The following is a 22732-nucleotide window of genomic DNA, read 5'->3' on the forward strand; positions in this document are numbered from 1 at the left end:
TCTAGACCGTGGGTGGCTCGTGAGTGTTCCGGCCGGTTAGAACCTGGTTAGAAGCGGCCGGAACACTCACGAGCCACGCTGGGTCAGGCCCTACCCCCGCCGCCGAACACGGCGTAAACCCCGGTGCCGAGGACGGCGAGGGTGGTGGCGGTGACGGTCGCGACGGTGGTGCCGGGCGGTTGCATGAGCCAGGTCAACACCCCGGGGTCCGACTGCGGCGAGACGAGCGCAGTCATCGCGTACCACGTGATCGGCAGTGCCCACGCGTACTGACCGCCGAACGCCGTCGCGCCGAGTGCGGCCAGCCCCGCGAAGCCGAAGCTGTCGCGGATGACGAACCCGTTGGGCGACAACGATCCCCCGAGCGTCTGCACCCCAAGCAACAGCACTCCGATGACGACGGCGACACCCAGCACGTGCAACACCCGCCGTGGCAGCCACGCGATCGCGGCTGTGCGTTCCAGCGCGAAGTCGGTCGCGCCGAGGCCGACCCCGGCGATCGCGGCTCCGGCGGCCAGCGCGAGCGAGGCGAACACCGGGCTGGGGCCGGACGTGTCCCAGAGCCGGCTCAACCCCCACACCGCCACCATCGCCGCCAGCACCAGGCCGAGTGCCATCGGGACCTGCCGCGACCGCGCGTACAGCGTCAGCCACCTCATCGGGCGGGCTCCCCGGTCAGTACGGACAACAGTTCCGCACTGCACGACATCGCCGCGGCACGCATCGCCACGATCCGGTCCCGCTGGACGCCCGCGGGCAGCGCGCTCAACGTCCGCCAGGCGGACGCGGCCAGCGGATCGATTTCCTCCGCCTCGTACGCATGGGGTGTCAACGGCTTGAGCTCGCCGGCGGCCCAAGCCCCGGCCACGGTCCGAGCCGCCTGCTCCCGGACGTTCGTGTACGAAGATTCGGTGCACGCCCTGGTCCCCGCGCCGGCGATGACGTAGAGCCGCAACCGTTCGGGGTCAGTGGTCACGTTGCCATCGCGCATGAGGTCGTAGTCGTCGAAGTCGATGGGTACCACGCCCGGCGGTACGGGCGCCTTGCCGTCGAAAATCTGCGGACTCGGCAATTCCTCCACGGACGTCGGCCCACCAGGCACCTTCGCCAGCTGCGCCAGCGCGGTCCTGGCCGGAACCACCAGTGCTCCCAACATGTTCTCGTGCACCTTCGTCACGCACACCCGCGGCCCGTGGTCGTCGCAGACCAGCGCGACAGCCGTCGGCTCGAGCACGAAGTTCTGCGTGGCCACCGCCGGGAACATCGGCACCGCGATCGCCGCACCGACCAGCACGGGAAGCACCGCAAGCAGCCTGGTGCGCGTGTTCTTCGACGCCACCAGGAGGAAACCTGTCACCGTCAGACCCACAAACCACACCACCTGCCCGAGATCCACCCACCCCGCGACCGAGCCGAACGCGTTCCTCGTCCCTTCGATAACCGGCCCCAGCAGCGCGACCCGGTTCGGCAGTATCGGCGTCCCGCCGACGGCTGTGTCCGTGGCGAACATGAAGACCGCTCCGAGCACGAGGCCCACCACGGCGACCGCAGGCGGCATCAGCACCGACGGCACCAACCGGCCGAGTCCCAACCCCAGCAACGCGCTGCCGACCATCGCCAGCAGCCCCACGAGGAACGTCGGCAGCCAACTGAAGGTGAACACTCCGCCGTTCCCGATCACTTGCACCGCGCCGATGACGAAGACCACGACATACGCGGCGACCATCGCCAACACGAGCGCGGCGGTCTGCGGCACGGCTCGCGAGATGGCCGGTCGAGGTGCCGAGCCCAGCAGTTCGGACACTTTCGACCGGCTGTCGCGCAGCCCCAGCAAAGTCCCGCCGCCCAGCACCAACGGCCACCCGTAGGCGAGCATGTTGCGCTGCCACGTGGCGAGGCCATTCCACTGCAGGTCCCACGCCCCGCTGCCATGTGACCACGGGCCGCTCTGCAGAAGCAGGAAACTCAAGGTGAGGGCGGTGAACAACCCGGCGGCCGCCAGTGCGGACGACCTGCGGAGTTCGATCGTGAGCGGTCGCAGGTTCACCACGAACCCCTCCCCGGAGCGTTGTGCGAAAGCACCGTCGAATAGCCGCGTTCCATGGCGCTGTCGCCGGCCGCGCTCGGATCACCGGCGGCGACGAGGTCGTCGGGCGTGCCCTGGAACAGGGTTTTCCCCTGGTCGATGAGCACGACGTCGGTGCACGCGGTGGCGACGTCCTCGACCAGGTGCGTCGACACGAGGACACACGTGTCCGCCCCGAACTGCTGCAGCAGCGCGCGGAACTGCATGCGTTGCGCCGGGTCCAGCCCCGCGGTCGGCTCGTCGAGCAGCAGGATCCGGGGGTCGTTGACGATCGCCTGCGCGATCCCCGCGCGCCGCACCATGCCGCCGGACAACGTCTTCAGCTTGTCGTCGGCACGATCGGCGAGCCCGACCCGTTCGATCGCCCGCTGCACAGCCCCCGGGATGTCCTTTTTGGACATCTCCTTGAGCCACGCCATGTACTCGACGAACTCACGGACGGTGAACCGTTTGTAGTAGCCGAACTCCTGCGGCAGATAACCCAGCTGACGGCGTACCTGGCGAAGATCGATGCGTCCCCCGACGGACTCACCGAGCAACTCCAGATCGCCATCAGCCGGCCGCAGAACCGTTGCCAGTGAACGGATCAACGTCGTTTTGCCGGCGCCGTTCGGCCCCAGCAGCCCGTGCACCCCGATGCCGAGATTCAGGTCCAGCCCGTCGACGGCCATCCGCCGCCCGGCCCGGACCTTCAGTCCCTTGGCCTGTATTTCCCAGGCGTAGGTCGTCGGTGCGACCTCCGCCGCGCCCACCGCGCGAATCATGACTACTCCCCTTGGTTGTGAGTTCACAGTTGGCTGCCGAGCCGGGCGTACGCGCGCGAGCGCACCACCACGACCACGGCCGCGGCCACCAGCACCGCTCCCCAGACGGGCAGCGCCCGCGGGTCCATGACGATCGAAAGCCTTTCCTCGGCGACACTCGGCGCGACGACGAACGCCACCCAGAGCACGGCCAGCACCCCGGCCGCGCGCCCGATCCCGATGACCCCGCCGAGCGCCAACGTCCCGGCTGTGTAGCCAAGGCATGGAAGCAGCCACAGCTCCGGAGACGTGTGTGACAACGTGCCGATCACCAGAAGCAGCGGGATCACGACCGCCAACACGGCCAACGTGCGCCGCAGCACCAGATACAGCCCTGCCCGAGGCGTGGCCACCACCAGTTCGAAGGCGGGATCCAGCCCTCGTGCCCAGGACGCGGCCACACCCAGCAGCGGCAACACCGGCGCGAGCAGCAACACCACCGACGACCCGCTGGAGAAGGCCCACGTAAGCGCCCAGGCGAGAGCGACGACCAGCGCCGACATCCCCAGCCAAGGCACCACAGACGGCGACGCCCACGTCGTCAACCACCGCGACAACCGGTGCTCCGCAGGCATCTGCCCACTGGCCTTCGCCGCCGGTTCGAGCTCGGACCAGACGCTGTCGAGCAGCAAGCCGACCGAGGGCGCACGCTCGTCGACGACCTCGGCGAGTCGCCCGCGGCACACCGCGCATGTCTCCAGATGCGACTCGATCGAGAAGAGTTCGTCACCCGGAATGCCCAGGTCTCCGAGGGCATACCGGCTGATCAGCTGCATGGACGCGTGCTCGCCGCTCATGACAAGGCCTCCCGCATCGCGATTCGTGCCCGCCTCGCGCGGGTCTTCACTGTTCCTTCGGGAACGCCGAGCAGCACTGCGGTTTCCCGGACCGACAGCCCGTCGAGCACCATGGCTTGCAGCACCTGACGCAACTCCGGGGCCAGCAGCCGCAACGCGTCGCCGACGTCGTCACCGACCGTCCCCGCGAGCACTTCGTCCTCCGCGCCAGGCGTGACGCCGTCGTGCAGCGCGACGACCGGGGTCTGCGCGTGATGGGCCCGCCGCCGGAACGCGTCGACGAGCCGCCGCGCGGCGATAGTCCACAACCAGCCGACCGCGCTTCCGCCGGTCGCGGCGCCGGCGAACGAACTCGCCGCCCGCCAAACCGCCAGGTACGTCTCCTGCATGACCTCGGCAACCACCTGCTCGTCACCGCAGCGCCGACGCAACCGCACGGCCATCCACGGTGAAGTCCGCCGGTAGAGCTCTTCGAAGGCCGCCCTGTCGCCCTTGGCGACACGGCGCAGTAGCTGCTCCTCGTCGGGCGAGGTCAGCGCTGCTCGATTGGCTTCCACACCCGGCAAGACGCCTGCACCGGGCAAACGGTTCTCACTCGGACGTGTGCTGCATCACAATTGTGGCTTCTGCAATCCTGGGCGGCCGGCGCTGCCAGAATCGCACCATGACCGCACCGCAACGAGCGTTTTCCCACGTCGACGAGAGCACGGACGACGTCCGAGCGAAGGTCGTCCAGTACCTGGACGTCGCCGCGAGCCATCCCGAGATCCAGCGTGTGCGCGCGAACGCCCTCGAACTGTTCGCCCCGGCTGACGGCGAGAAGCTGCTCGACGCTGGCTGCGGGCTGGGCGAAATCGCCCGCCAACTGGGCACGATCGTCGGCTCGGCGGGCTCGGTGACGGCCCTCGATTACTCCGCGGAGGCGCTGGCCGTCGCGAAGTCGAGGGACAAGGAAGGCCTGGTCAGCTACACGACCGGTGACATCGCCAAGCTTGACTTCCCCGATGACCACTTCGACGGTGTGCGAGCGGAGCGGGTGCTTCAGCACGTCGACGACCCGACAGCGGCGCTGCGCGAGCTGGCCAGGGTGACCCGGCCGGGCGGCCGCGTGTGCGTGATCGACACCGACTGGGCCTCGCTCGTCGACGACGGCCTCGACAAGGGGCAGGAGATCCTGCAGTTCATCATCGGGGCCGGAGTGTTCAAAAACCCCGCCATCGGCCGGACGATCCGCGCCCGGATGATCGAAGCCGGCCTCGACGCTGTGACGACGTTGCCGGTGACACTGCGGTTCACCTGCCCGGAAGACGCGGGCAAGGTCATCCCGATCTTCAGCGAGGAAGGTGCCACGGCGCTGCCGGGCATGGTGCCCGCGGAGCTCTCGGACGCGTTCTTCCCCTCGGTGCAACGAGCGACCGAACAGGGCGTTTTCCTGGTCGCCTTCACGATGTGGATCACTGTCGGACAGGTCCGCTAGTCGGTCGGCGTCGGCCAGAACTTCCGCCAGCCATCGGCTTCGAGCGTGGTCGGCTCGATCCCGGTCGCCCTCGCGGCGGCCTCGGCGGCGCGGACGTCGAGGGCGAACTGCTTCGCCACCGCGCGAAGCTCTCCTTCGGGGTCGACGCCGCCGCGACGCGCTGTCGCCGCGATGCGGAACAGCTTCGCGGCCGGTTCGGAGCCGTCCGGAAACAGATCGAGCGGGATGCCCGCGCGCCCGCTGCGCTGGCCGAGCTTGCCCGCCAGCGCGACAGCGGGCTGCCCGAGCGCGACGCCGTCAACGATCGACAAGCGGCGCTTCTCGGCCTGCTTGAGCTCTTCCCACTTCACTTCTTGGTGCTCGGCGGTGTGCACCTTGTCCGCGTCGGCGAAGACGTGCGGATGCCGGCCGACCAGCTTCGCGACCAGGTCGTTCGCGACCTCGTCGATGCCGAACGGGTCCTCGGCGTGCTCCGCGGCGACCCGCGAATGGAACAGGACCTGCAAGAGGACGTCACCGAGCTCCTCACGCAGGGCCGCGCGATCGCCGTCCTCGATGGCGTCGAGCAGCTCGTACGTCTCTTCGACGAGGTACTGGCGCAACGACTCGTGCGTCTGGACGGCGTCCCAAGGGCAGCCGCCGGGCGAGCGCAGCGTGTCCATCACCGCGGCGGCCGCGACCAACGCCGGGACTTCGGCCTCGACGACCGCTGCGCCCGCGGCAATCAGCGCGGCAGCGACGGGCTCGGCTCGCGACGTCGTCAGCAGGACGACGGAGCCGTCGAAGGCGCCGCCCACGTGCGGCAGCGGGTCGACACCGAACGCCGCGGCATCGACACCGACGCCCGCGTAGACGACGTCAGCAGCGCGAAGCGCGGGCAACGCCTCGGCAGGGAGAGACCCGGGATTCGACGCCGGCAGGAGCACCACCGTCGAGGAGGTCACGAGGCTGAGGATTGCGGCGCGATGATCTTTCCAACAGTCGCGTTCTCGGCCGCGCTGCCGACGCTCATGCTGAACGCGTTCCACTCGCCGTAACGCGGGTTGACCTTGATGCCGAGGGCGTCCGCGCTCGGGCGGAGCAGGAACCTGCCGTACAGCAGCCGCTGTTGCCGGGTCAGCGTGCTCGGGTCGGGGTCGGGCGCGCCGGTCGACAGGTTGACCTGCTTGACCAGGGTGACCAGGTACAACGCCGTGCCCGACTGGCTTTGCGCTGCGGGGACGACCTGGTAGATCACCGAACCGGGCTCCGCGTACCACTGGATCGAGCTGGACGTGGTGCTGCTGACCTGCGCGTTCAGCGAGACCGCCCCGGCCGGGGCGCCGGACTGCTGGATCAGCTGGCCGGACTTGCTCGGGTCGGCGGCGATGCGGTTCGCGAGGGCGAGCGCCTGGTTGGGGTCGGTCAGCTGGACGGTGTCGGCCACCAGGTTGACGCGGCCGATGCGCTTGAGCGCCAGCTCGGAGATCAGCAGGTTGTGGCGGGCGACGTCCTGCGGGTCGAAGGCCTTGTCGACCGAGGCGTCGATCGCGGCGCCCGGATCGTCGGTGCCCTGCTGCTGCGCGGGGCTGGGCAGGAACGCGGAAACGTTCTTTTCGTCGAACGGGAGCTGCTCGCGCGTGGCCGCGTCGTCGACCAAGCGGTACAGGACCTCCCGGCTCACGATGGCGCGGGTGAGGTCGTCCAGTTTGTGCTGCTGTGCCTGGGTTTTGGCGTAGGTGTCGGTTTGGACGAGCGTGTTCAGCCTCGCCTGCACGTCGTCGAGGGAAGCGGTGTTCCCGCCGACGATGGCGGCCGCCCCGACCTGGCTGGGCCCGCCGCAGCCGGCGAGCAGGACACAACCGGCTACAACCGCTACCAGCGCGCGAGGGCGCCTCATGATCCGCATCACAGCACGTACCCTCTCACAACCCACCGACAAGAACGCAACACCCTTGGCCGTGGTCGGCTGTGTTGGCCCTGTTGGCTCTGTGGACGGGGTGATTTCGGGCGTACGCTCGCGGAACGGACTACTGGCTGTCCATCGAAGTCCTCGATGGGGAACGCCCGGCGAGCGAGTGGCGACGGGCCCACGGCGACGACCTCACCGAGGCCGCCGTGACGAATGGTGCCAGGCAGTGGGGCTGGCACGAACATTCCTGGGGCGTGGTGATCGAGCTTGAGTTCGCCAGCGACGAACAGCGCGACAGGTTCCGCAACCTCCCGGCCGTCAGCGCGGCCCTCGACGCCGTACCGGACCGAGCGAACGGCCTGCTCGTGTACCCCGGGCGCGGCGGCGGCTCCGGCGCACGCGTGCCGAGGCGCCCCAGGCCGAAACCGAGGTCCGACGCCGGAGCCCGGCCGGACCCGGTCGAAGAGGAGACGCTCCGCCTCGCGCGGTCAGCGCCACCGCCCGAGAGCCTCACCTCCCACAGCCACCTGGCGAAGCTCTAAAGCTGCCCCAGCCTCACGGTGAAGGCCGCCCAGCTGCTGCTGGTTGTCCCTCGTCGAGAGCAATGTCCGCTAGGCGGTTCAAAATGCTTCGGTAAGCCACGATCTCTGGTGCTTTCTCAAGAAACAGGCCGGACGTCTCACTGTCCATATACACAACAGGCTTGAACTCCGCGAACTCCATCAGCTCGAACTGACCGGCGATGGCTGGATGCCCGCCAACGCCGGCAGGCACTACGCGAATCGTGATGTAGGTCCGCACAGACATGCGCAACAGGTGATGCAACTGCTCAGACATCACTACAGGCCCGCCAACTGGCAGGCGTAGCGCAAACTCGTGGAGAAAGAACGTGAACTGCACAGCGGGCTTCCTGCTGAGCAGGCTCTGCCTAGCGAGGCGCGCAGCGACACGATCCTCGATCTCGTCTTCAGGAACATTGCCAGTTTCCACAATCAAGGCTCGCGCATAATCATCCGTCTGCAGCAACCCCGGAAAAATCACCGGTTGGAAGTCGCCAATAGCGACGCCCTTGTCCTCGTGGTCGATCCGGGTGGCGAGCTGCTTCGGCAAGCGGTCACCGTACTGCTCTAACCACCCCCGAGTCTGCGCCGCCCGACACAATTCCAACAACCGCTTACGTTCCACCCCAGTGACCTTGCAGACCGCGAGAAAACTCGCGAGGTCCACCTCCGGCACATCACGTTTCCCGTTCAACAACCGGGAAATCCGACTGTCCGGCCAGCCGAGCTCATGCGCCAGCGCCTTGCCGTTGAGGTTCGCCCGCGGGCGACGAATTCTGCCTCTGACTCCGGCTCAACTCGCGGGAACCACAGGCACGCGCGGTGCGTCACTGATAAGGTCGCCGCGACTACCGCGGGGGCGACCATCAGGCCATTCGCTGAGCTCACGGCGGCTTCGACGGACGGCGTGGGGGATCTGAGGGCCATCGGCCGGAGCGGCCGCGCGAGAAGGGGATGTCGTGGCGGATTTCTTTCAGGTGGACCTGGAGGCTTTGCAGCAGTTCGTCACGTCGCTGCAGCAGTCCGGGGAGCACATGGAGTCGGCGCTGGACGCGATGAAGTCCGTCGACAGCGGACAGATCGGTACGCGGGGACTCAATGACGCTGCGGGAGATTTTCAGCATCGGTGGCGATACGGCCTGGGGCAGCTGAAAGACAAGATCACTGACACCACTGATGGTGTCGACAAGGCACACAAGGCGTACCAGGAAACCGAGGACGGCTTGGCCAAGGCGCTCGACCAGCTTGCCCAGGCGATCTCCGGAGGACAGTCGTGACCGACCAGGAGTACCCGAACCTCGGATTCAACCCGGTGCCCGGCATGCCGGACGCGGTGGAGTCGCTGCACGGGAAGGTGGCCTCAACCGTCGATTCCATGGGCGAAGCCAACTCGCTGATGGGCCGGCTGCGCAATGCCAACGACTCGGTATGGCAAGGCGATGCGGGCGATACGTTCCGGCAGCATTTCAACTCGCAGCTCGCCGACGAGCTCGACCACGCGCACCAGTCGCTGACGAAAGCGGTCGGCGTGATCGCCGGCTGGCATACCGATCTGCTGAACTTCAAGGACACGGCCGGCAAGCTCGAGCGAGAGGCCGAGGCGGCCCATCAGGCGCAACAGCAGGCGGAAGCCACGCTACAGCAGGCAAAGGCGAATCCCGACTTCAAGCTGGCCGGTCAAGTCTTCCAGGACCAAGCCACGTTGCAACAGGCACAGGCCAAACTGGACACGGCCGAGTCCGCGGTCCGCTCGGCGGCCGGCAAAGCCGAGGGTGCGGCTGACAGTCTCCAAGACGTCATCCGGCGCGCGAAGGAACTTGAGTCCCAGCATGAAGATGTGGCGAAGAAGGCCGCTGAGGCGTTGAAAGACGCTACAGCGCACCTTGCGCCGCACAAGCCGGGCATGTTCAGCCGGATGTGTCACGCCTTCACCAGCGCTCTCAAGTCCGTCGGGGACTGGGTAAAAGACCATCTCAAGGACATTCACGCCGTGCTGTCCACGATCTCGGCGATCGCCGGTCTGGTCGCACTGGTGACACCGCCGCCGGTGGACGCCATCGCGCTGGGGGTGTCCGTGGCCGCCGGAGCCGGGGCGTTGGTCACCGATCTCGCCGATCCGCAGTTCCGACACGGCATGGGCCAGTTACTCACCGGGCATGTCAACAAGGAGTCGCTCGGGGCGTTGATGACCGGGGTGGGCGATGTCGCCAGCGTGATTCCCGGGGCCGGTGTCGGGTTCAAGGCGCTTAAAGGGACAGAGACCGCCGTGGAGGGCGCCTCCGGGGCCGCGAGCATCTCCGAACTTGCCAAGTTGGCCGCACATCAGCCGGGTCTGCTGGTCAAGGGACTGGCCAAGGGAGTCGGAGGCAAGATCGGTGAGGCCGCGACCTTCGCCGACAAGCTACTGAGCAACGGGGTCGCCGACATCAAGGCCGTCGACCGACTCAACCTGCTCTGGCACGTCAAGGGCATCGGATCGAGTATCAAGAAAGACATTGGGCAGGCGACATCGTGACTTCCATGACCCGTGCTCTCGACGAGCCCGCCGACACCGATGACACCCCGATCTGGGTCGCCATTCCGCCCGGCTACTTCCCGCTGCCCGTGCAGGACGCGGAAGCCAGCATCGAGCGTGCCGAGGCCGTGCTGACCGATATCGCCGAACCTGGGCAGCGGCCTCTCATCGGAGCTGTTACCGGCGCGCTGTCGGCGCTGCTGTCCGAGCTCGGTTCGGCCGGCGGGCTGTTCTGCGGGATCGGCCGGCACACGTCCCCGGTGGACGGCTCGGTGGTCACCTCGTCGCTGGTGGTGTCCTTTCAGGCGTTCGAGGGAACACGTAACCCGCGGCTCGTCCTCAAGGACCTCGTCGAGGCAAAGGCCGAAGCCGGACAACACGCCCAGGTGGACCTCGTCGACGTGATGGACCGCCCGATGCTGTTCGTCGAACGCACCCGGCAGCTACCGACGCCGCACTTTCCAGGCGGGCCCGAAGTTCCCGAGGACGCGACCACTTCGGTCTTCCAGCTGGAAGCTCACGTGCCCTCGGACGATGGCGGCAAGCTCGCCACCATCGAGCTGTCGACACCGTTCGAAGGGCACGGACCACACTTCCGTGGCATGGTCGTGCAGATGGCGGGTTCCGTGTCCTTCGAACCGCCGGCGGTTTCCCCTGGCGATAACGGAAAGATCGGGCAGGTGCTGGACTAATCATGACGATCAATGTCACCATCCGTCCCGGCGCGGCACTGACCGACGCCGAGACCTACCGGTTCGTCGAGGAGCACATCCTCAACGCCGAATACGACTTCGTGCTACGGCACTCCTACATCCCGGATCGGGCCTACAACAAGGAAGGCATCGTCAACATCCTGGCCAACTATCCGTGGCAGGAGTACGGCTACAAGTACGGCCGCTGGCATCGCGTTCTGGTGGTCGAGGAACTCGGCGGGCTGATACCCTGGCGCTCTTGGGAGCATGAGCGCAATTCGCCGCTGATGCTCACTGATCCGCGCACCGGCCGGGAGATCGCCGAGTTCCAAGGCATGGTCATGAAGGCCGAACAACCGTCGGGCACACTGCTCTTCGCCGGTGACCCCGCCTTCGCCGGAGTCATCCGCACGACCCGCGACGGCCAACACACCATCTCCATCGTCGGCAACACCCGCCTCGGCCACCCCGGATATGATCTGGAAATCGCCAAAAAAGCGCGAGACCTCACTCAGATCATGGTGCCCGGCCACCCGCCCGCGGTCCGTTTCCTCAACCCGCCCCAGGACTACGTCAAGCACCTCGGACCCTGGCTCGCCGACCACCCCGACAAGCCGCGCAAGTCCCGCTCGTGAGTGTTTAGGCCGGTTCTAAACGGCCTAAACACTCACGAGTCCTAGACCGCGGCGGGGGTTTTCGTGAGTTGGATGAGGAACTTCGCGCACCAGTCGAGGAGTTCCTCATCGCGTAGGGCGGGCGCGCCCATGCGGCCACCGGCCGGGCCTTCGGTGGGCTTCGGCAGCGACACCGTGTGCGTGACGGCCTTGTAGGCGGCCTTGGGATACAAGCGTTTCAGCCGGACCAGCTGCGAGTCCGCGAGGTCCATCGGCGCGAACCGGATGGTGTTGCCCTGGCTCGACACCTCCGTGACCCCCGCCGCACGGCACGCGTGCCGGAACGTCGCCACCGCCAGCAGACGCGTGACCGGAGCCGGCGGCTGGCCGTAGCGGTCGATCAGTTCGTCGCGGACGGCGTCGAGCGCCTCCGGACCGGTGGCCGCCGCGATCTTGCGGTACGCCTCCAGCCGCAGCCGCTCGCCGGGGATGTAGTCGTGCGGGAGATGTGCGTCCACCGGCAGGTCGACGCGGACGTCGGCCATGTCCTCTTCCTCCGCAGGCTCCGCGCCCGCGTGCCTGCGGAACACGTCGACAGCTTCACCGACGAGCCGGATGTAGAGGTCGAAGCCGACACCGGCGATGTGCCCGGACTGCTCCGCGCCGAGGATGTTCCCGGCGCCGCGGATCTCGAGGTCCTTCATCGCGACGGCCATCCCCGCGCCGAGTTCGGTGTTCTGCGCGATCGTGGCCAGCCTGTCGTGCGCGGTCTCGGTGAGCGGCGCCTCGGGCGGGTACAGGAAGTACGAGTACCCGCGCTCACGTCCGCGTCCGACACGCCCGCGAAGCTGGTGCAGCTGCGCCAAACCGAGCAGGTCACCCCGCTCGACGATCAGCGTATTCGCGTTGGAGATGTCCAGCCCGGTCTCGATGATCGTCGTGCAGACCAGCACGTCGTACTCGTTTTCCCAGAAACCCTGGATGATCTTCTCGAGCTTCTCCTCGTTCATCTGCCCGTGCGCAGTGACGACGCGCGCTTCGGGCACCATCTCGCGAAGCCGCTTCGCTGCCTTCTCGATCGACGAAACGCGGTTGTGCACATAGAAAACCTGGCCGTCACGGAGCAGCTCACGCCGGATCGCCGCGCCGACCTGCTTCTCGTCGTACGCGCCGACGTAGGTCAGGATCGGGTGCCTGTCCTCCGGCGGGGTCAGGATCGTGGACATTTCCCGGATCCCGGCCAGCGACATCTCCAGCGTTCGCGGAATCGGTGTCGCCGACATCGTCAGCACGTCGACGTGCACCCGCAGCGCCTTGATGTGCTCCTTGTGCTCGACGCCGAACCGCTGCTCCTCGTCGACGATCACCAGCCCGAGGTCCTTGTACCGGATCCCGGTCTGCAGCAGGCGATGCGTGCCGATGACGATGTCGACCTCGCCCGCGGCCAACCCCTCCAGCACACCGTCCACTTCGGACTTCGCGGTGAACCTGGACAGCCCCTTGATGGTCACCGGGAACGCCTGCATCCGCTCGGCGAACGTGCTCAGATGCTGTTGCGCCAGCAGCGTCGTCGGCACCAGGACAGCGACCTGCTTACCGTCCTGCACGGCCTTGAACGCGGCACGGACGGCGATTTCCGTCTTGCCGTAGCCGACGTCGCCGCAGATCACGCGGTCCATCGGGACGCCGCGTTCCATGTCCGCCTTGACCTCGTCGATGGCGGCCAGCTGATCGTTGGTCTCGACGAACGGGAACGCGTCCTCGAGCTCGCCCTGCCACGGCGTGTCCGGGCCGAACGGATGACCCGGCGCGGCCTGGCGCGCGGCGTAGAGCTGCACCAGCTCCGCGGCGATCTCCTTGACCGCCTTCTTCGCCTTGGCCTTGGTGTTCTTCCAGTCCGAGCCGCCCAGTTTGTTCAGCACGGGCAACTCGCCGCCGACATACCGGGAGATCTCGTCGAGTTGGTCCGTCGGGACGAAGAGCCTGTCCCCCGGGTGGCCGCGCTTGGACGAGCCGTACTCCAGCAGCAGGTACTCGCGCGTCGCGCCGCCGATCGTGCGCTGCACCATCTCGACGAACCGGCCGATGCCGTGCTGCTCATGGACGACGTAGTCGCCGTTGCGCAGGGCAAGCGGATCAACGGCGTTGCGACGCCGCGAAGGCATCTTCGCGTTCAAATCGCGCGTGGACTTGCCCGCGTCCGCGCCCCGGCCGGTCAGGTCCGACTCGCTGAGCACGACCAAGGCGCGTTCGGGCGCGACGAACCCGTCGGACAGCCCACCGCAGGTCACGGTGACCAGACCGGCGGCCGGAACCGAAGTCAGCCCGTCCACCGCGAGCGTCGCGGGCACATCGGCGGCGGACAACTGCTCGACCGCGCGCGACGCGGTGCCGTGACCAGCCACGATCAGCACACCGGTGCCGCCGGACGCCGTATGCGCGCGCAGATCGGTCATCGCGCGTTCCAGCTCACCGCGGTAGCCGGGAGCGGCGTCGAACGCGACCTGGTAGACATCGGGGTCTTCGCTGGTCAGCTGGGTCAGCGTCCACCACGGGCGCTTCGTCGCGCCGGCGTGCTCAGCGACCTCCGCCAGACCCCGGTAGGCCGACGCGCCGAGGTCGATCGGCGCCTGTCCGCCGCCGGCCGCGGCGGTCCAGGAAGCTTCCAGGAACTCCTGCCCGGTGCGGACCAGGTCATGTGCGCGGGCCCGGACCTTCTCGGGGTCGGCGAGCAGGACATGGGTGCCCTCGGGCATGGCGTCGGTGAGCAGATCCAGCTCACCCTCGCAGAGCACCGGGATGAGCGCTTCCATTCCCTCGCAAGGGATTCCGTCCGCGAGCTTGGTCAGCATCTCGGCGAGTTGAGCGTCTGCCGCGTAGGTTTCCGCCAGCTCGGCGGCCTTCGCCTTGACCTGCGACGTGAGGAGCAGCTCGCGGCACGGCGGCGCGCTCACGGACTGGATCTCACCGGGCAAGGAGCGCTGGTCGGACACCGCGAACGCACGGATCTCGCTGACCTCGTCGCCCCAGAACTCGACCCGAACCGGATGCTGGGCGGTGGGGCCGAACAGGTCCAGGATGCCGCCGCGGACGGCGAACTCGCCGCGCTTCTCCACCATGTCGACCCTGGCGTACGCCAGCTCGACGAGCCGCTCGAGGACTCCCTCGAACTCCGACTCCTCGCCGACCTTCAGCTCGATCGGGGCTAGCGAGCCGAGGCCGGGCGCCATCGGCTGGATCAGGCTCCGGACCGTCGAGACGACGACCCGCAGGCCGCCGTTGTCCGGTCCGTCCAGCCGGTGCAACACCTCCAGCCGCCGGCCGACGGTGTCCGCGCGCGGGGACAGACGCTCGTGCGGCAGCGTCTCCCAGGAGGGGAAATCCGCCACGGCGTCGGCGCCGAGCAACCCCGAGAGCGCTGCCGTCAGCTCGTCGGCCTCACGGCCGGTGGCCGTCACGACCAGGACAGGTTTGTTCGCGCCCTGCTCGGCGGCCAGCGCGGCCGCGACCAGTTGGCGTGACGCCACCGGCCCCTGCAACTCGAGCAGCGGCGCACCCGCGCGCTCGATGACTCCGCGGAGCGCGGGATCGGGCAGCACGAGGTCAAGGAGTCCGGACAGCGGAGCGACGGTCACCGAAGAATTCCCCTAACAAAAACGGGCAGACCCCTGCCCGGGATGAATCGGCAGGAGCTCATGCCAGTAAGGGTACGTCCCCACTACGACAGTTTGCCGCGAATATCGGTGATCATGCCCGCGACCTGGGAAACTTGCTCGCGGAAGGCGCTCGGGGCGAGGGCCGCGGGCCGGATCAGGACGTGGCGCGCGCCGCCGTAGCGGGCCAGTTGCGCGGCGACCTGCGACGCCGAACCCGTCATCAGGACCTGGATCTTCTCGATGTACTCGACCGGGGCGCCGTAGTTGGCCAAGCAGTATTGCTCCAGCCCACGACGTCCGCGTTCGGCGTCTTCGGCGATGAGCACCGTCGCGAACAGGGCCGGCGTCACGGCGTCCGCATCCGGCGCGGCCGCGCGCACGGCGGCGAGCCCGCTCGCGAAGTCCTCGGGGTTCGGCGGGTACGGGAGCCAGCCGTCGTACGACCTGCCCGCTCGTTCCAACACTTTCGGGGTGAACCCGGCGAGCCAGATCGGTGGGCCGCCGTGACGGTGCGGGTAGGGGAGCTCCGGCAGGCTGTCGTAGTGCAGCACCTTGCCGTGAAACGACTTTCCACCGGACCACAGGTGCCGCCAGAGCGCGACGATATCGTCAAGCCGCGCATTGCGGCCCTCGAGCGGCACGCCGACGAGGTCGAATTCAGGATCGCTTCGGCCGGGAAACCCCGATCCGACGGCCAGGGTGAGACGTCCGCCGGACAGCAGGTCGATGCTCGAGATCGTGTTGGCCGCGAGGATCGGATCGCGCAACGGCGCGAGCAGGGCAGCCGTGCCGAGGATGACCTGTTCTGTTGCCGTCGCGAGGGCGCTGAGCAGGGTCAACGGGTCGAGCGATGCCCGCATGAGCGTGTCGCCCACCCACACCGATTCGTAACCGAGCCGCTCGGCCTCGACGGCGGTTTCGACGACGTCGCGAGCAGTGCCGCCGGCGTCCAGGTGCGCGCGGGACATCGGGAGCAGTAAGCCGAATTTCGTCATGCGCCTAGGGTCTGCGCACCCGCGATCACACGCAATTCCCTGCGGGGAATGCCGGCAGCGACCAGGATGCGTGCGTGGACGACAACAGTTTCGGCGGTGCGTTGCGCGCGTGGCGCACCCGGCGGCGGCTCAGTCAGCTGGAACTCGCTTTGCGCGCGGGGACCACACAGCGGCACGTGAGTTTCATGGAGAGCGGACGGTCCGTGCCAGGTCGCGGCATGGTGGTGCGCGTCGCCGAGTCGATGAGTCTGCCGCTACGCGAGCGAAACGGGCTTCTGCTGGCTGCCGGCTATGCAGCGAGCTACCCCGAGACCGCGTTGGACGACGTGCGGCTTCGACCCGTCCTCGACGGCTTGCAGCGTCTGCTTGACGGACATCGGCCATACCCGGCTGTCGTCGTCGATCGCTACGGCGTCTTGGTCGCGAGCAACGACGGCTTCGCGATCCTCACCGAGGGCGCAGCGGCGGAGCTGCTCAAACCGCCGGTCAACGTCCTGCGGCTCGCGCTCCATCCGCACGGTATGGCGCCGCGCGTCCGCAACCTCGACGCCTGGGCCAGGCACATCCTCGAGCGGCTGCACGAGGAAACCGCCCGGAACCCGGACGCCCGGCTCGATTCCTTGCGTTCCGAGCTCGAGGGCTACCTCCCGGAGCTGACGACGTCGACGGAGACCGAGCACCTGGGTTTCGCGGTGCCGCTGCGGCTTTCGTCGTCGGTGGGCGAGCTACGGCTCATCACCGCGATCACCACCTTCGCCACCGCCGTGGACGTGACCATCACCGAGCTCAAACTCGAGACCTTCCTTCCTGCGGACGACCTCACTGCCGACACCCTCGGGCGGCTGTGACCCGGTGAGGACCAGGTGCGCGAGGGCTCGCACGCCTGCGCGAATCCGCTCGGCCGGGAAATCGGCCACGAGGGCCTTGCGATGTTCCGCGGCGAGCGTGGCGAGGAAGGGATAGTCACGTACTGCTCGAACCTGGCCTGCCGGAACAGCGCGAACGTCGCGGCGAAGCTGGAAGAACTGGGCTACGAGGGTGGAGGCACGAACACGCGACACTAAGCTGGATCCGATGGCACACACAGGATCCAGCACGACGAAGCTAATCGTGCTCAGGGGGAATTCGGGTTCCGGCAAGAGTTCCGCGGCGATGGCGGTGCGGAAACGACTGGGGAGAACCGCGGCACTGATCGAGCAGGACTACTTCCGCCGTATCGTACTCAAGGAGGCGGATGTCCCGGATGGCGCGAACATCGGCCTGATCTCCACAACTGCCCGCTACGCGCTGGACCATGGTTACGACGTGATCCTGGAAGGCATTCTGAGCGCGAGACGGTATGCCGAGATGCTTGGGGCCTTGCGGGACGACCATCTGGGCGAGTCGGTCTTCTACTACTTCGAGGTCTCGCTCGAAGAGACCCTTCGCCGCCACCAAACCAGGTCAAAGGCGTCAGAGTTCAGTGCCGAGGACATGCGCGGTTGGTACCGGCCGCGCGACCTCCTGCCTGTTGTCCTCGAACGGCGGGTGGCCGAGGAATCGACGCTGACCGAGACCGTAAGCCGGATCCTCAATGAGGTCTACCCCGGCCTCTCCACCGAATCACGCGGCTCGGCCGACGGCACGATTCGCCGATGAGCGAGCTGACACACGACTGGGCGAACCTGGGTGACGGTGCACCGTCACCCAGCACCCCGACGGCTCGGTATCGGTGGCGGGCAACGGGCTCGTCTGGGTCGTTCAGGTAACTGATCACTCAGGTGACTGATCGCTCGGCGGGTGCGTGCCTCAGCCGAGCTTGAGCAGCAACTCGGAGAGTTCGGCCGGCATGGTGATCATGCAGTCGTGGCCGGTCGGCAGTTCCCACACCTGCGACGGCGAACCGTTCGGCTGGATGGCGGGGACGGGTCGCCTGACGAAGCCCTCCGGTTTGACAGTGCAGTGGATGTGGGTCCGTTCGATCGCGTTCACGGCCGGGTTGTCCAGCCGGGCCGGTTGCTGGAGACACAGCAGCGGCTGATCCGACAGCATCGTGCGCAGCCAAGCGACATCCGCCGGGTCGGTGACGCCGAACAGGCCGTAGGGCGGCGGCAGCTCGGGCCCCGGCGGGATCCGCCAGCCCGTGCCGGCCTTCGCGGCGCGGTCGATCATCGTCTGGGTCACGGGCATCACATCGACCGCCGTCTCGCCGTCCACCGGGACCATCGCGTCGAGGTAGACCAGCTGCGCGATCCGATCCGGGATCCGGTTTGCCACGGACGAAATGACCAGCCCGGCGTAACTGTGGCCGACGAGGACCACGTCGGTGAAGTCTTCCTCGAGGATCAGCCCGACGACGTCATCGACGTGCGTGTCCAGTCCCACCTCGGGGCTGAGCAGATGCGCCTTGTCGCCGTAGCCGGTCAGCGTCGGCGTGACTACCCGATGCCCGGCCGACGTGAGCAGCGGAACCACCCGCTCCCAGGACTGTCCGCTATGCCACGCACCGTGCACCAACAGGTATGTCGACATGGTTCGCTCTCCATCCGCGTGGTCGCATCGAGGTGCGATTGCATGGTTTACTAGCCAAACGGGACATTGTCCCATTTGACGTTACGGGACATTGTCCCGGTTAGCAAGATCGGCAGCGAAGGGATGGAGTGCGGTGAACGACAGCGACCCGGACGCAGCGCGCGCGGTCCGGCCGAAGCGGGCGGACGCACGACGAAACGAGGAGGCGCTGCTCGATGCCGCCGCCGCGGTCTTCGTCGCCTCCGGCGTCGAAGCGCCGATACGCGACATCGCCACCAAGGCCGGCGTCGGGACGGCGACGATCTACCGGCACTTCCCGACGCGAGCGGACCTGATCGTCGCCGTCTACCGGCATCAGGTCGAGACCCTGGCCGAGGCCGGTCCGGCCCTACTGGAGACCAGCGCGACGCCGCACGCCGCGCTGACCCGATGGATCGACAGTTTCGTCGACTTCCTGGTCACCAAACAAGGACTCGCCGCCGTGCTGCAGTCCGACGACCCCTGTTTCGATCCGCTGCATTCCTACTTCGTCGAACGGCTCGTGCCCGTGTGCACGCGGTTGCTCGACGCCGCGGCCGGTTCCGGCGAGATCCTCCCCGACCAGGATCCCTACGAACTCATGCGAGGCATCGGAGGTCTCTGCGCCGGCAACAACAGCAAGCACAGCTACGACGCGCGTCGGCTGGTCGGGCTCCTCATCGCCGGGCTGCGCAGCGGGCCGGACGCGAAAGCAGCAGCACTGGCTTGAGTCCGTCGATCCGGTCATGCTGGGCGGATGCGAGTCAGAAAAGCCGGAATCGCCGTTTTCCTCACCTTCGCGGGGTTGGCGACAGCCTGCTCGGGCGCCGCGAGCACCCCTGCGTCGTCCGCGCTCAGGACGACAACCGGCCCCGCGCCGACGGCGGCGCCTGCCACGGCGGTCGGGACCGGTGGCACGAAGCTGAAAGTGGAGCAGATCGCGGCCGGGCTGGAGCACGGCTGGGACGTGGGGTTCCTGCCCGACGGCGAACTCCTCGTGACACAACGGCCCGGGCGGCTCGCGCTCATAGCAAGCAGTACGCCGGATGCGGCGGTGACGGCTGTGAACGCGGACTTCTCCGACGTCCTCGTTGCGGGTGAGGGCGGGCTGATGGGGCTCGTCGTGCACCCCGACTTCGCGACGTCACGGCAGTTCACCACCTGCCAGACCCACCAGGAGGACAACAAGGCGGTCGATATCCGGCTGGTGACGTGGTCACTGTCCGCCGATGGCAGGAGCGCGGCCAAGGTCCGCAACCTGCTGACCGGGCTGCCGGTCAATCCCAGCGGACGGCACTCCGGCTGCCGGCCGACGATCGCGGCGGACGGAGCCCTGCTCGTCGGGACGGGCGACACCGCGACGGCGTCGGTCTCGCAGGACCGGCACCAGCTCGGCGGCAAAGTGCTACGCATCGACCTCAACACCGGGAAACCGTTGCCCGACAACCCGTTCATCACTTCGACCGACCCGAACGAACAGCGGATCTACACCTATGGCCACCGCAACGTCCAAGGCGTGGCGATCCGGCCCGGCACCGGCCAGGTGTTCACCGCCGAGCACGGACCGACCTTCGACGACGAGGTCAACCTGTTGCGTCCCGGGGGAAACTACGGCTGGGATCCGTCGAAGGGCGGCACCGAGACGACCTACGACGAGAGCGTCTCCATGACCGACACGGACCGCTTCCCCAACGCCGTGCGCGCGCAGTGGACGACCGGGAAGATCACCGAAGCGATCAGTGGAGCCGCGTTCCTGACCGGCAAGCAGTGGGGCGTGCTCGACGGCGCGCTGGTCGTCGCCGCGCTGAAGGGCCAGAAGGTCCTGATGTTCAAACTCGACACCGCCGGGGCGGTGACCCAGGTGTTCCTGCCACCGGAGTTCAACGACAAGTACGGCAGGCTGCGCGCTGTCCGCACCGGCCCGGACGGCGCACTCTATGTCACGACTTCCGACGGCACCAACGACAAACTCCTCCGCGTCACGCCGGCCTAAAGCGGGGCACTTTTGTACTTTCGTGGTTCTGCTGCTCTATCGGTGGGTCCGCGATGGTCTCGGGTGTCGATTGACCTGGGCCGGTTGCGTTGTCCAGCGGTAAGGACCGGGGCGAGTGGGTACTCCCTTGCTGATCCGAGGGTCGGTCGTGTCGTGTCGGTACGCGGTGCAAGGCGTTGTCGGTAACCGAGTGTGGGACTCGCCGATTTGAACGTGGGACTCGCGGGCGGCCGACCCCGCCCACGAACCTCGAGAACCTCACCAGTCACACCGACACCACCCCGACACCACAACCAGCCGCCGAGCGGTGGCCTTGAGGCAACACCGTCACAACTCGACGGCGAGTTGCGACGGGCCGTGCCACCCACCGATACGACAGGAGAGCCACAAAAGTGCCGTCAGCGCAGGCGGAGTTTCGGTTTGTGTTCGAGGTTCGACAGGCCGTTCCACGCCAGGTTCACCAAATGCGCGGCGACCTCTTCGCGCTTCGGCTTGCGGGCGTCGAGCCACCACTGCCCGGTCAACGCGACCATGCCGACGAGCGCCTGTGCGTAGAGCGCGGCGAGTTTGTCGTCGTAGCCGCGAGCGGTGAACTGCTGCGCGAGAATGTGCTCGACCTGGCTCGCGATGTCGTTCAACACGGTGGAAAACGTGCCGGTCGAACTCGCCACCGGCGAATCGCGGACCAGGATCCGGAAGCCGTCGTGCGAGTCCTCGACGTAGCTCAGCAACGCGATCGCGGCCTGCTCCAGCATCACGCGCGGGTGCCCACCGTGCAAAGTGGACACCATGCGGTCGAGCAACTGCTGGGTCTCGCGGTCGACGACGACGGCGTAGATGCCCTCTTTGCCGCCGAAGTGTTCGTAGACGACCGGCTTCGACACCCCGGCGCGGTGCGCGATCTCCTCGATCGACGCGCCGTCGAACCCCTTTTCGGCGAACAGCTCCCGAGCGACGGTCAAAAGCTGTTGCCGTCGCTCGGTTCCGGTCATCCGCACGCGGGCCACCGACCCGGCAGGTCGCGCTCCGGTGGCCACTTCGCGTTTTGCCCGCCGTCTCGCTGCTGCCATATACAGACAGTAGCCGGACGCGAAGCGTCTCCGGTGAGGGTGGAGGCGGGAGACGGGTGGGCAGTAGCCGGAGCGGGAATCTATTTGCTGTCCGTGGCCAACCGGGCCAGGCGTTGCGGAGTGGGCCAGCGGACGCTGTGCACCCAGCCGAACTTCTCGAAAATCCAGATCAGCCGCGCGGAAATGTCGATCTGACCGCGCTGGACGCCGTGCCGCGCGGACGTCGGGTCCGCGTGGTGCAGGTTGTGCCACGACTCGCCGAAGGAGAAGATCGCCAGCGGCCAGAAGTTCGCCGACTTGTCGCGGGCGGCGAACGGGCGCTCGCCGATCATGTGGCAGATCGAGTTGACCGACCAGGTGACGTGGTGCAGCACGCAGATGCGCACCAGCCCGGCCCAGAAGAACGCGGTCAGCGCGCCCCAGAACGACCAGGTCACCAGGCCGCCGACCAGCGCGGGCAGCGCCAGGCTCAGCAGCGTCCACAGCCAGAACAGGTCGTCGACCTTCTTGATCGCGCTGTCCTTGACCAAGTCGGGCGCGAACCGCTCGGCGTTGCTCTGGTCGCGCTCGAACAGCCAGCCCAGGTGGGCGTGCCAGAAACCCTTGACAATCGCCGCCGGGCTCGTGCCGAACGCCCACGGCGAGTGCGGGTCGCCGTCGCGGTCGGAGAACGCGTGGTGCCGCCGGTGGTCGGCGACCCAGGTGATCACCGGTCCCTGCACGGCCATGCTGCCGGCGATCGCCATGGTGACGTGCAGCCACCGCTTCGCCTTGAACGAGCCATGCGTGAAGTAGCGGTGGTACGCGACGGTGATGCCGAGCCCGCTGATGCCGTAGAAGACGACGAAGATGGCGACGTCGACCCAGGTCAGGCCCCAGCCCCAGGCGAACGGGACGGCGGCTAGCAGGGCCGCGAGCGGGGCGATGACCCCGAAGTACACCGAGAGCTGGATCGGAAAGCCGCGCCTGCCGCTGATGATGGGCTTCGGCCCCTTCGCGGCGGGTTGGTCACCTGGCGACTGGGAGCGGTCAAGGGTTGCCGTCATGCACGTCA

General features: G+C 67.6%; 24 protein-coding genes and 1 pseudogene. 11 read left to right on the top strand and 14 right to left on the bottom strand.

The genetic code is table 11. The features are described 5' to 3' along the window. Positions 1–83: 83 nt before the first annotated feature. The 5 genes from JWQ81_RS08775 to JWQ81_RS08795 are packed head-to-tail and all read right to left on the bottom strand — an operon-like array spanning position 84 to position 4243. Positions 84–659, bottom strand: coding sequence for a hypothetical protein (locus tag JWQ81_RS08775; protein WP_297539462.1), 576 nt, complete (start codon positions 657–659; stop codon positions 84–86). Next, entirely contained in the window at positions 656–2050 is a 1395-nt protein-coding gene (locus JWQ81_RS08780; RefSeq protein ID WP_297539463.1) for a hypothetical protein, read from the bottom strand. Before JWQ81_RS08780 ends, JWQ81_RS08775 begins: the two co-directional genes overlap by 4 nt. Further along, positions 2044–2847 (bottom strand): ABC transporter ATP-binding protein, encoded by an 804-nt coding sequence (locus tag JWQ81_RS08785; protein WP_297539503.1) that lies wholly within the window; start codon positions 2845–2847, stop codon positions 2044–2046. Before JWQ81_RS08785 ends, JWQ81_RS08780 begins: the two co-directional genes overlap by 7 nt. Before the next feature lie 26 nt (positions 2848–2873). Next, complete coding sequence (locus tag JWQ81_RS08790) at positions 2874–3686, bottom strand: zf-HC2 domain-containing protein (RefSeq protein ID WP_297539464.1); 813 nt, start codon at positions 3684–3686, stop codon at positions 2874–2876. Beyond that, on the bottom strand, positions 3683–4243 hold the full coding sequence (locus tag JWQ81_RS08795; protein WP_297539465.1) for an RNA polymerase sigma factor: 561 nt from the start codon (positions 4241–4243) through the stop codon (positions 3683–3685). Before JWQ81_RS08795 ends, JWQ81_RS08790 begins: the two co-directional genes overlap by 4 nt. Before the next feature lie 107 nt (positions 4244–4350). Here JWQ81_RS08795 and JWQ81_RS08800 point away from each other — a divergent pair, with 107 nt between their 5' ends. Further along, entirely contained in the window at positions 4351–5163 is an 813-nt protein-coding gene (locus JWQ81_RS08800; protein WP_297539466.1) for a methyltransferase domain-containing protein, read from the top strand. On the opposite strand, the gene JWQ81_RS08805 is transcribed toward JWQ81_RS08800, so the two are convergent. Then, positions 5160–6107: a MazG family protein gene (locus JWQ81_RS08805; RefSeq protein ID WP_297539467.1), complete on the bottom strand. Its 948-nt coding sequence runs from the start codon at positions 6105–6107 to the stop codon at positions 5160–5162. The two genes, JWQ81_RS08800 and JWQ81_RS08805, sit on opposite strands and share 4 nt — an antisense overlap. Continuing rightward, entirely contained in the window at positions 6104–7042 is a 939-nt protein-coding gene (locus JWQ81_RS08810) for a hypothetical protein (protein WP_297539468.1), read from the bottom strand. The genes JWQ81_RS08805 and JWQ81_RS08810 overlap by 4 nt, the downstream gene beginning before the upstream one ends. Before the next feature lie 218 nt (positions 7043–7260). Here JWQ81_RS08810 and JWQ81_RS08815 point away from each other — a divergent pair, with 218 nt between their 5' ends. Then, positions 7261–7596, top strand: a complete 336-nt coding sequence (locus tag JWQ81_RS08815) for a hypothetical protein (protein WP_297539469.1) — start codon at positions 7261–7263, stop codon at positions 7594–7596. Between the two features lie 13 nt (positions 7597–7609). Here the strand turns inward: JWQ81_RS08815 and JWQ81_RS08820 are convergent, their stop codons facing one another. Together JWQ81_RS08820 and JWQ81_RS08825 are read right to left on the bottom strand one after the other, a co-directional pair. Beyond that, a complete protein-coding gene (locus JWQ81_RS08820; RefSeq protein ID WP_297539470.1) occupies positions 7610–8164 on the bottom strand; it encodes a DUF5753 domain-containing protein in 555 nt (184 codons plus the stop codon). 69 nt (positions 8165–8233) lie between these two features. Further along, positions 8234–8389: pseudogene (locus JWQ81_RS08825) on the bottom strand (helix-turn-helix transcriptional regulator); the annotation flags it as partial. A gap of 184 nt (positions 8390–8573) precedes the next feature. On the opposite strand from JWQ81_RS08825, the gene JWQ81_RS08830 reads away from it, so the two are divergent. Genes JWQ81_RS08830 through JWQ81_RS08845 form a run of 4 tightly spaced genes read left to right on the top strand, consistent with a single transcriptional unit; the run spans position 8574 to position 11456 of the window. Next, positions 8574–8891: a type VII secretion target gene (locus JWQ81_RS08830; protein WP_297539471.1), complete on the top strand. Its 318-nt coding sequence runs from the start codon at positions 8574–8576 to the stop codon at positions 8889–8891. Between the two features lie 44 nt (positions 8892–8935). Continuing rightward, positions 8936–10129, top strand: a complete 1194-nt coding sequence (locus tag JWQ81_RS08835; RefSeq protein ID WP_297539472.1) for a hypothetical protein — start codon at positions 8936–8938, stop codon at positions 10127–10129. Between the two features lie 5 nt (positions 10130–10134). After that, on the top strand, positions 10135–10821 hold the full coding sequence (locus JWQ81_RS08840; protein ID WP_297539473.1) for a hypothetical protein: 687 nt from the start codon (positions 10135–10137) through the stop codon (positions 10819–10821). A gap of 2 nt (positions 10822–10823) precedes the next feature. Continuing rightward, entirely contained in the window at positions 10824–11456 is a 633-nt protein-coding gene (locus JWQ81_RS08845; RefSeq protein ID WP_297539474.1) for a hypothetical protein, read from the top strand. A 41-nt stretch (positions 11457–11497) separates the two neighbouring features. On the opposite strand, the gene mfd is transcribed toward JWQ81_RS08845, so the two are convergent. Together mfd and JWQ81_RS08855 are read right to left on the bottom strand one after the other, a co-directional pair. Beyond that, positions 11498–15055 carry a transcription-repair coupling factor gene (gene mfd / locus JWQ81_RS08850; protein WP_297539505.1) on the bottom strand — a complete coding sequence of 1186 codons (3558 nt, stop codon included), beginning with the start codon at positions 15053–15055 and terminating at the stop codon, positions 11498–11500. Between the two features lie 98 nt (positions 15056–15153). Further along, on the bottom strand, positions 15154–16086 hold the full coding sequence (locus JWQ81_RS08855) for an LLM class flavin-dependent oxidoreductase (protein WP_297539475.1): 933 nt from the start codon (positions 16084–16086) through the stop codon (positions 15154–15156). Positions 16087–16160: 74 nt separating this feature from the next. Here JWQ81_RS08855 and JWQ81_RS08860 point away from each other — a divergent pair, with 74 nt between their 5' ends. From JWQ81_RS08860 to JWQ81_RS08870, 3 genes are read left to right on the top strand one after another with little or no spacing between them, the layout of a single operon-like run. Further along, positions 16161–16934: a helix-turn-helix transcriptional regulator gene (locus JWQ81_RS08860; protein ID WP_297539476.1), complete on the top strand. Its 774-nt coding sequence runs from the start codon at positions 16161–16163 to the stop codon at positions 16932–16934. A 15-nt stretch (positions 16935–16949) separates the two neighbouring features. Beyond that, positions 16950–17150 (top strand): hypothetical protein, encoded by a 201-nt coding sequence (locus JWQ81_RS08865; RefSeq protein ID WP_297539477.1) that lies wholly within the window; start codon positions 16950–16952, stop codon positions 17148–17150. 10 nt (positions 17151–17160) lie between these two features. Continuing rightward, a complete protein-coding gene (locus tag JWQ81_RS08870) occupies positions 17161–17724 on the top strand; it encodes a kinase (protein ID WP_297539507.1) in 564 nt (187 codons plus the stop codon). Between the two features lie 150 nt (positions 17725–17874). Here the strand turns inward: JWQ81_RS08870 and JWQ81_RS08875 are convergent, their stop codons facing one another. After that, complete coding sequence (locus JWQ81_RS08875; protein WP_297539478.1) at positions 17875–18597, bottom strand: alpha/beta hydrolase; 723 nt, start codon at positions 18595–18597, stop codon at positions 17875–17877. Positions 18598–18730: 133 nt separating this feature from the next. Between JWQ81_RS08875 and JWQ81_RS08880 the strand changes: the two genes are divergently transcribed. Next, complete coding sequence (locus tag JWQ81_RS08880) at positions 18731–19345, top strand: TetR/AcrR family transcriptional regulator (protein WP_297539480.1); 615 nt, start codon at positions 18731–18733, stop codon at positions 19343–19345. A 27-nt stretch (positions 19346–19372) separates the two neighbouring features. Further along, the gene (locus tag JWQ81_RS08885; protein ID WP_297539482.1) at positions 19373–20608 is read left to right on the top strand and encodes a sorbosone dehydrogenase family protein; all 1236 of its coding nucleotides are present in this window, start codon (positions 19373–19375) and stop codon (positions 20606–20608) included. A 398-nt stretch (positions 20609–21006) separates the two neighbouring features. On the opposite strand, the gene JWQ81_RS08890 is transcribed toward JWQ81_RS08885, so the two are convergent. After that, a complete protein-coding gene (locus tag JWQ81_RS08890) occupies positions 21007–21600 on the bottom strand; it encodes a TetR/AcrR family transcriptional regulator (RefSeq protein WP_297539509.1) in 594 nt (197 codons plus the stop codon). 158 nt (positions 21601–21758) lie between these two features. After that, complete coding sequence (locus JWQ81_RS08895; RefSeq protein WP_297539483.1) at positions 21759–22724, bottom strand: acyl-CoA desaturase; 966 nt, start codon at positions 22722–22724, stop codon at positions 21759–21761. Positions 22725–22732 lie beyond the last annotated feature (8 nt).

Source organism: Amycolatopsis sp. (assembly GCF_025464955.1).
In the GTDB taxonomy this organism is placed as follows: Bacteria; Actinomycetota; Actinomycetes; order Mycobacteriales; family Pseudonocardiaceae; genus Amycolatopsis.

What these genes read in the sequence shown, in the direction of transcription:
- JWQ81_RS08775 (WP_297539462.1), bottom strand. Translation starts at nt 659, where the DNA reads ATGAGGTGGCTGACGCTGTACGCGCGGTCGCGGCAGGTCCCGATGGCA.
- JWQ81_RS08790 (WP_297539464.1), bottom strand. Translation starts at nt 3,686, where the DNA reads ATGAGCGGCGAGCACGCGTCCATGCAGCTGATCAGCCGGTATGCCCTC.
- JWQ81_RS08800 (WP_297539466.1), top strand. Translation starts at nt 4,351, where the DNA reads ATGACCGCACCGCAACGAGCGTTTTCCCACGTCGACGAGAGCACGGAC.
- JWQ81_RS08810 (WP_297539468.1), bottom strand. Translation starts at nt 7,042, where the DNA reads ATGAGGCGCCCTCGCGCGCTGGTAGCGGTTGTAGCCGGTTGTGTCCTG.
- JWQ81_RS08835 (WP_297539472.1), top strand. Translation starts at nt 8,936, where the DNA reads ATGCCGGACGCGGTGGAGTCGCTGCACGGGAAGGTGGCCTCAACCGTC.
- JWQ81_RS08840 (WP_297539473.1), top strand. Translation starts at nt 10,135, where the DNA reads ATGACCCGTGCTCTCGACGAGCCCGCCGACACCGATGACACCCCGATC.
- JWQ81_RS08845 (WP_297539474.1), top strand. Translation starts at nt 10,824, where the DNA reads ATGACGATCAATGTCACCATCCGTCCCGGCGCGGCACTGACCGACGCC.
- JWQ81_RS08855 (WP_297539475.1), bottom strand. Translation starts at nt 16,086, where the DNA reads ATGACGAAATTCGGCTTACTGCTCCCGATGTCCCGCGCGCACCTGGAC.
- JWQ81_RS08870 (WP_297539507.1), top strand. Translation starts at nt 17,161, where the DNA reads ATGGCACACACAGGATCCAGCACGACGAAGCTAATCGTGCTCAGGGGG.
- JWQ81_RS08875 (WP_297539478.1), bottom strand. Translation starts at nt 18,597, where the DNA reads ATGTCGACATACCTGTTGGTGCACGGTGCGTGGCATAGCGGACAGTCC.
- JWQ81_RS08885 (WP_297539482.1), top strand. Translation starts at nt 19,373, where the DNA reads ATGCGAGTCAGAAAAGCCGGAATCGCCGTTTTCCTCACCTTCGCGGGG.
- JWQ81_RS08890 (WP_297539509.1), bottom strand. Translation starts at nt 21,600, where the DNA reads ATGACCGGAACCGAGCGACGGCAACAGCTTTTGACCGTCGCTCGGGAG.
- JWQ81_RS08895 (WP_297539483.1), bottom strand. Translation starts at nt 22,724, where the DNA reads ATGACGGCAACCCTTGACCGCTCCCAGTCGCCAGGTGACCAACCCGCC.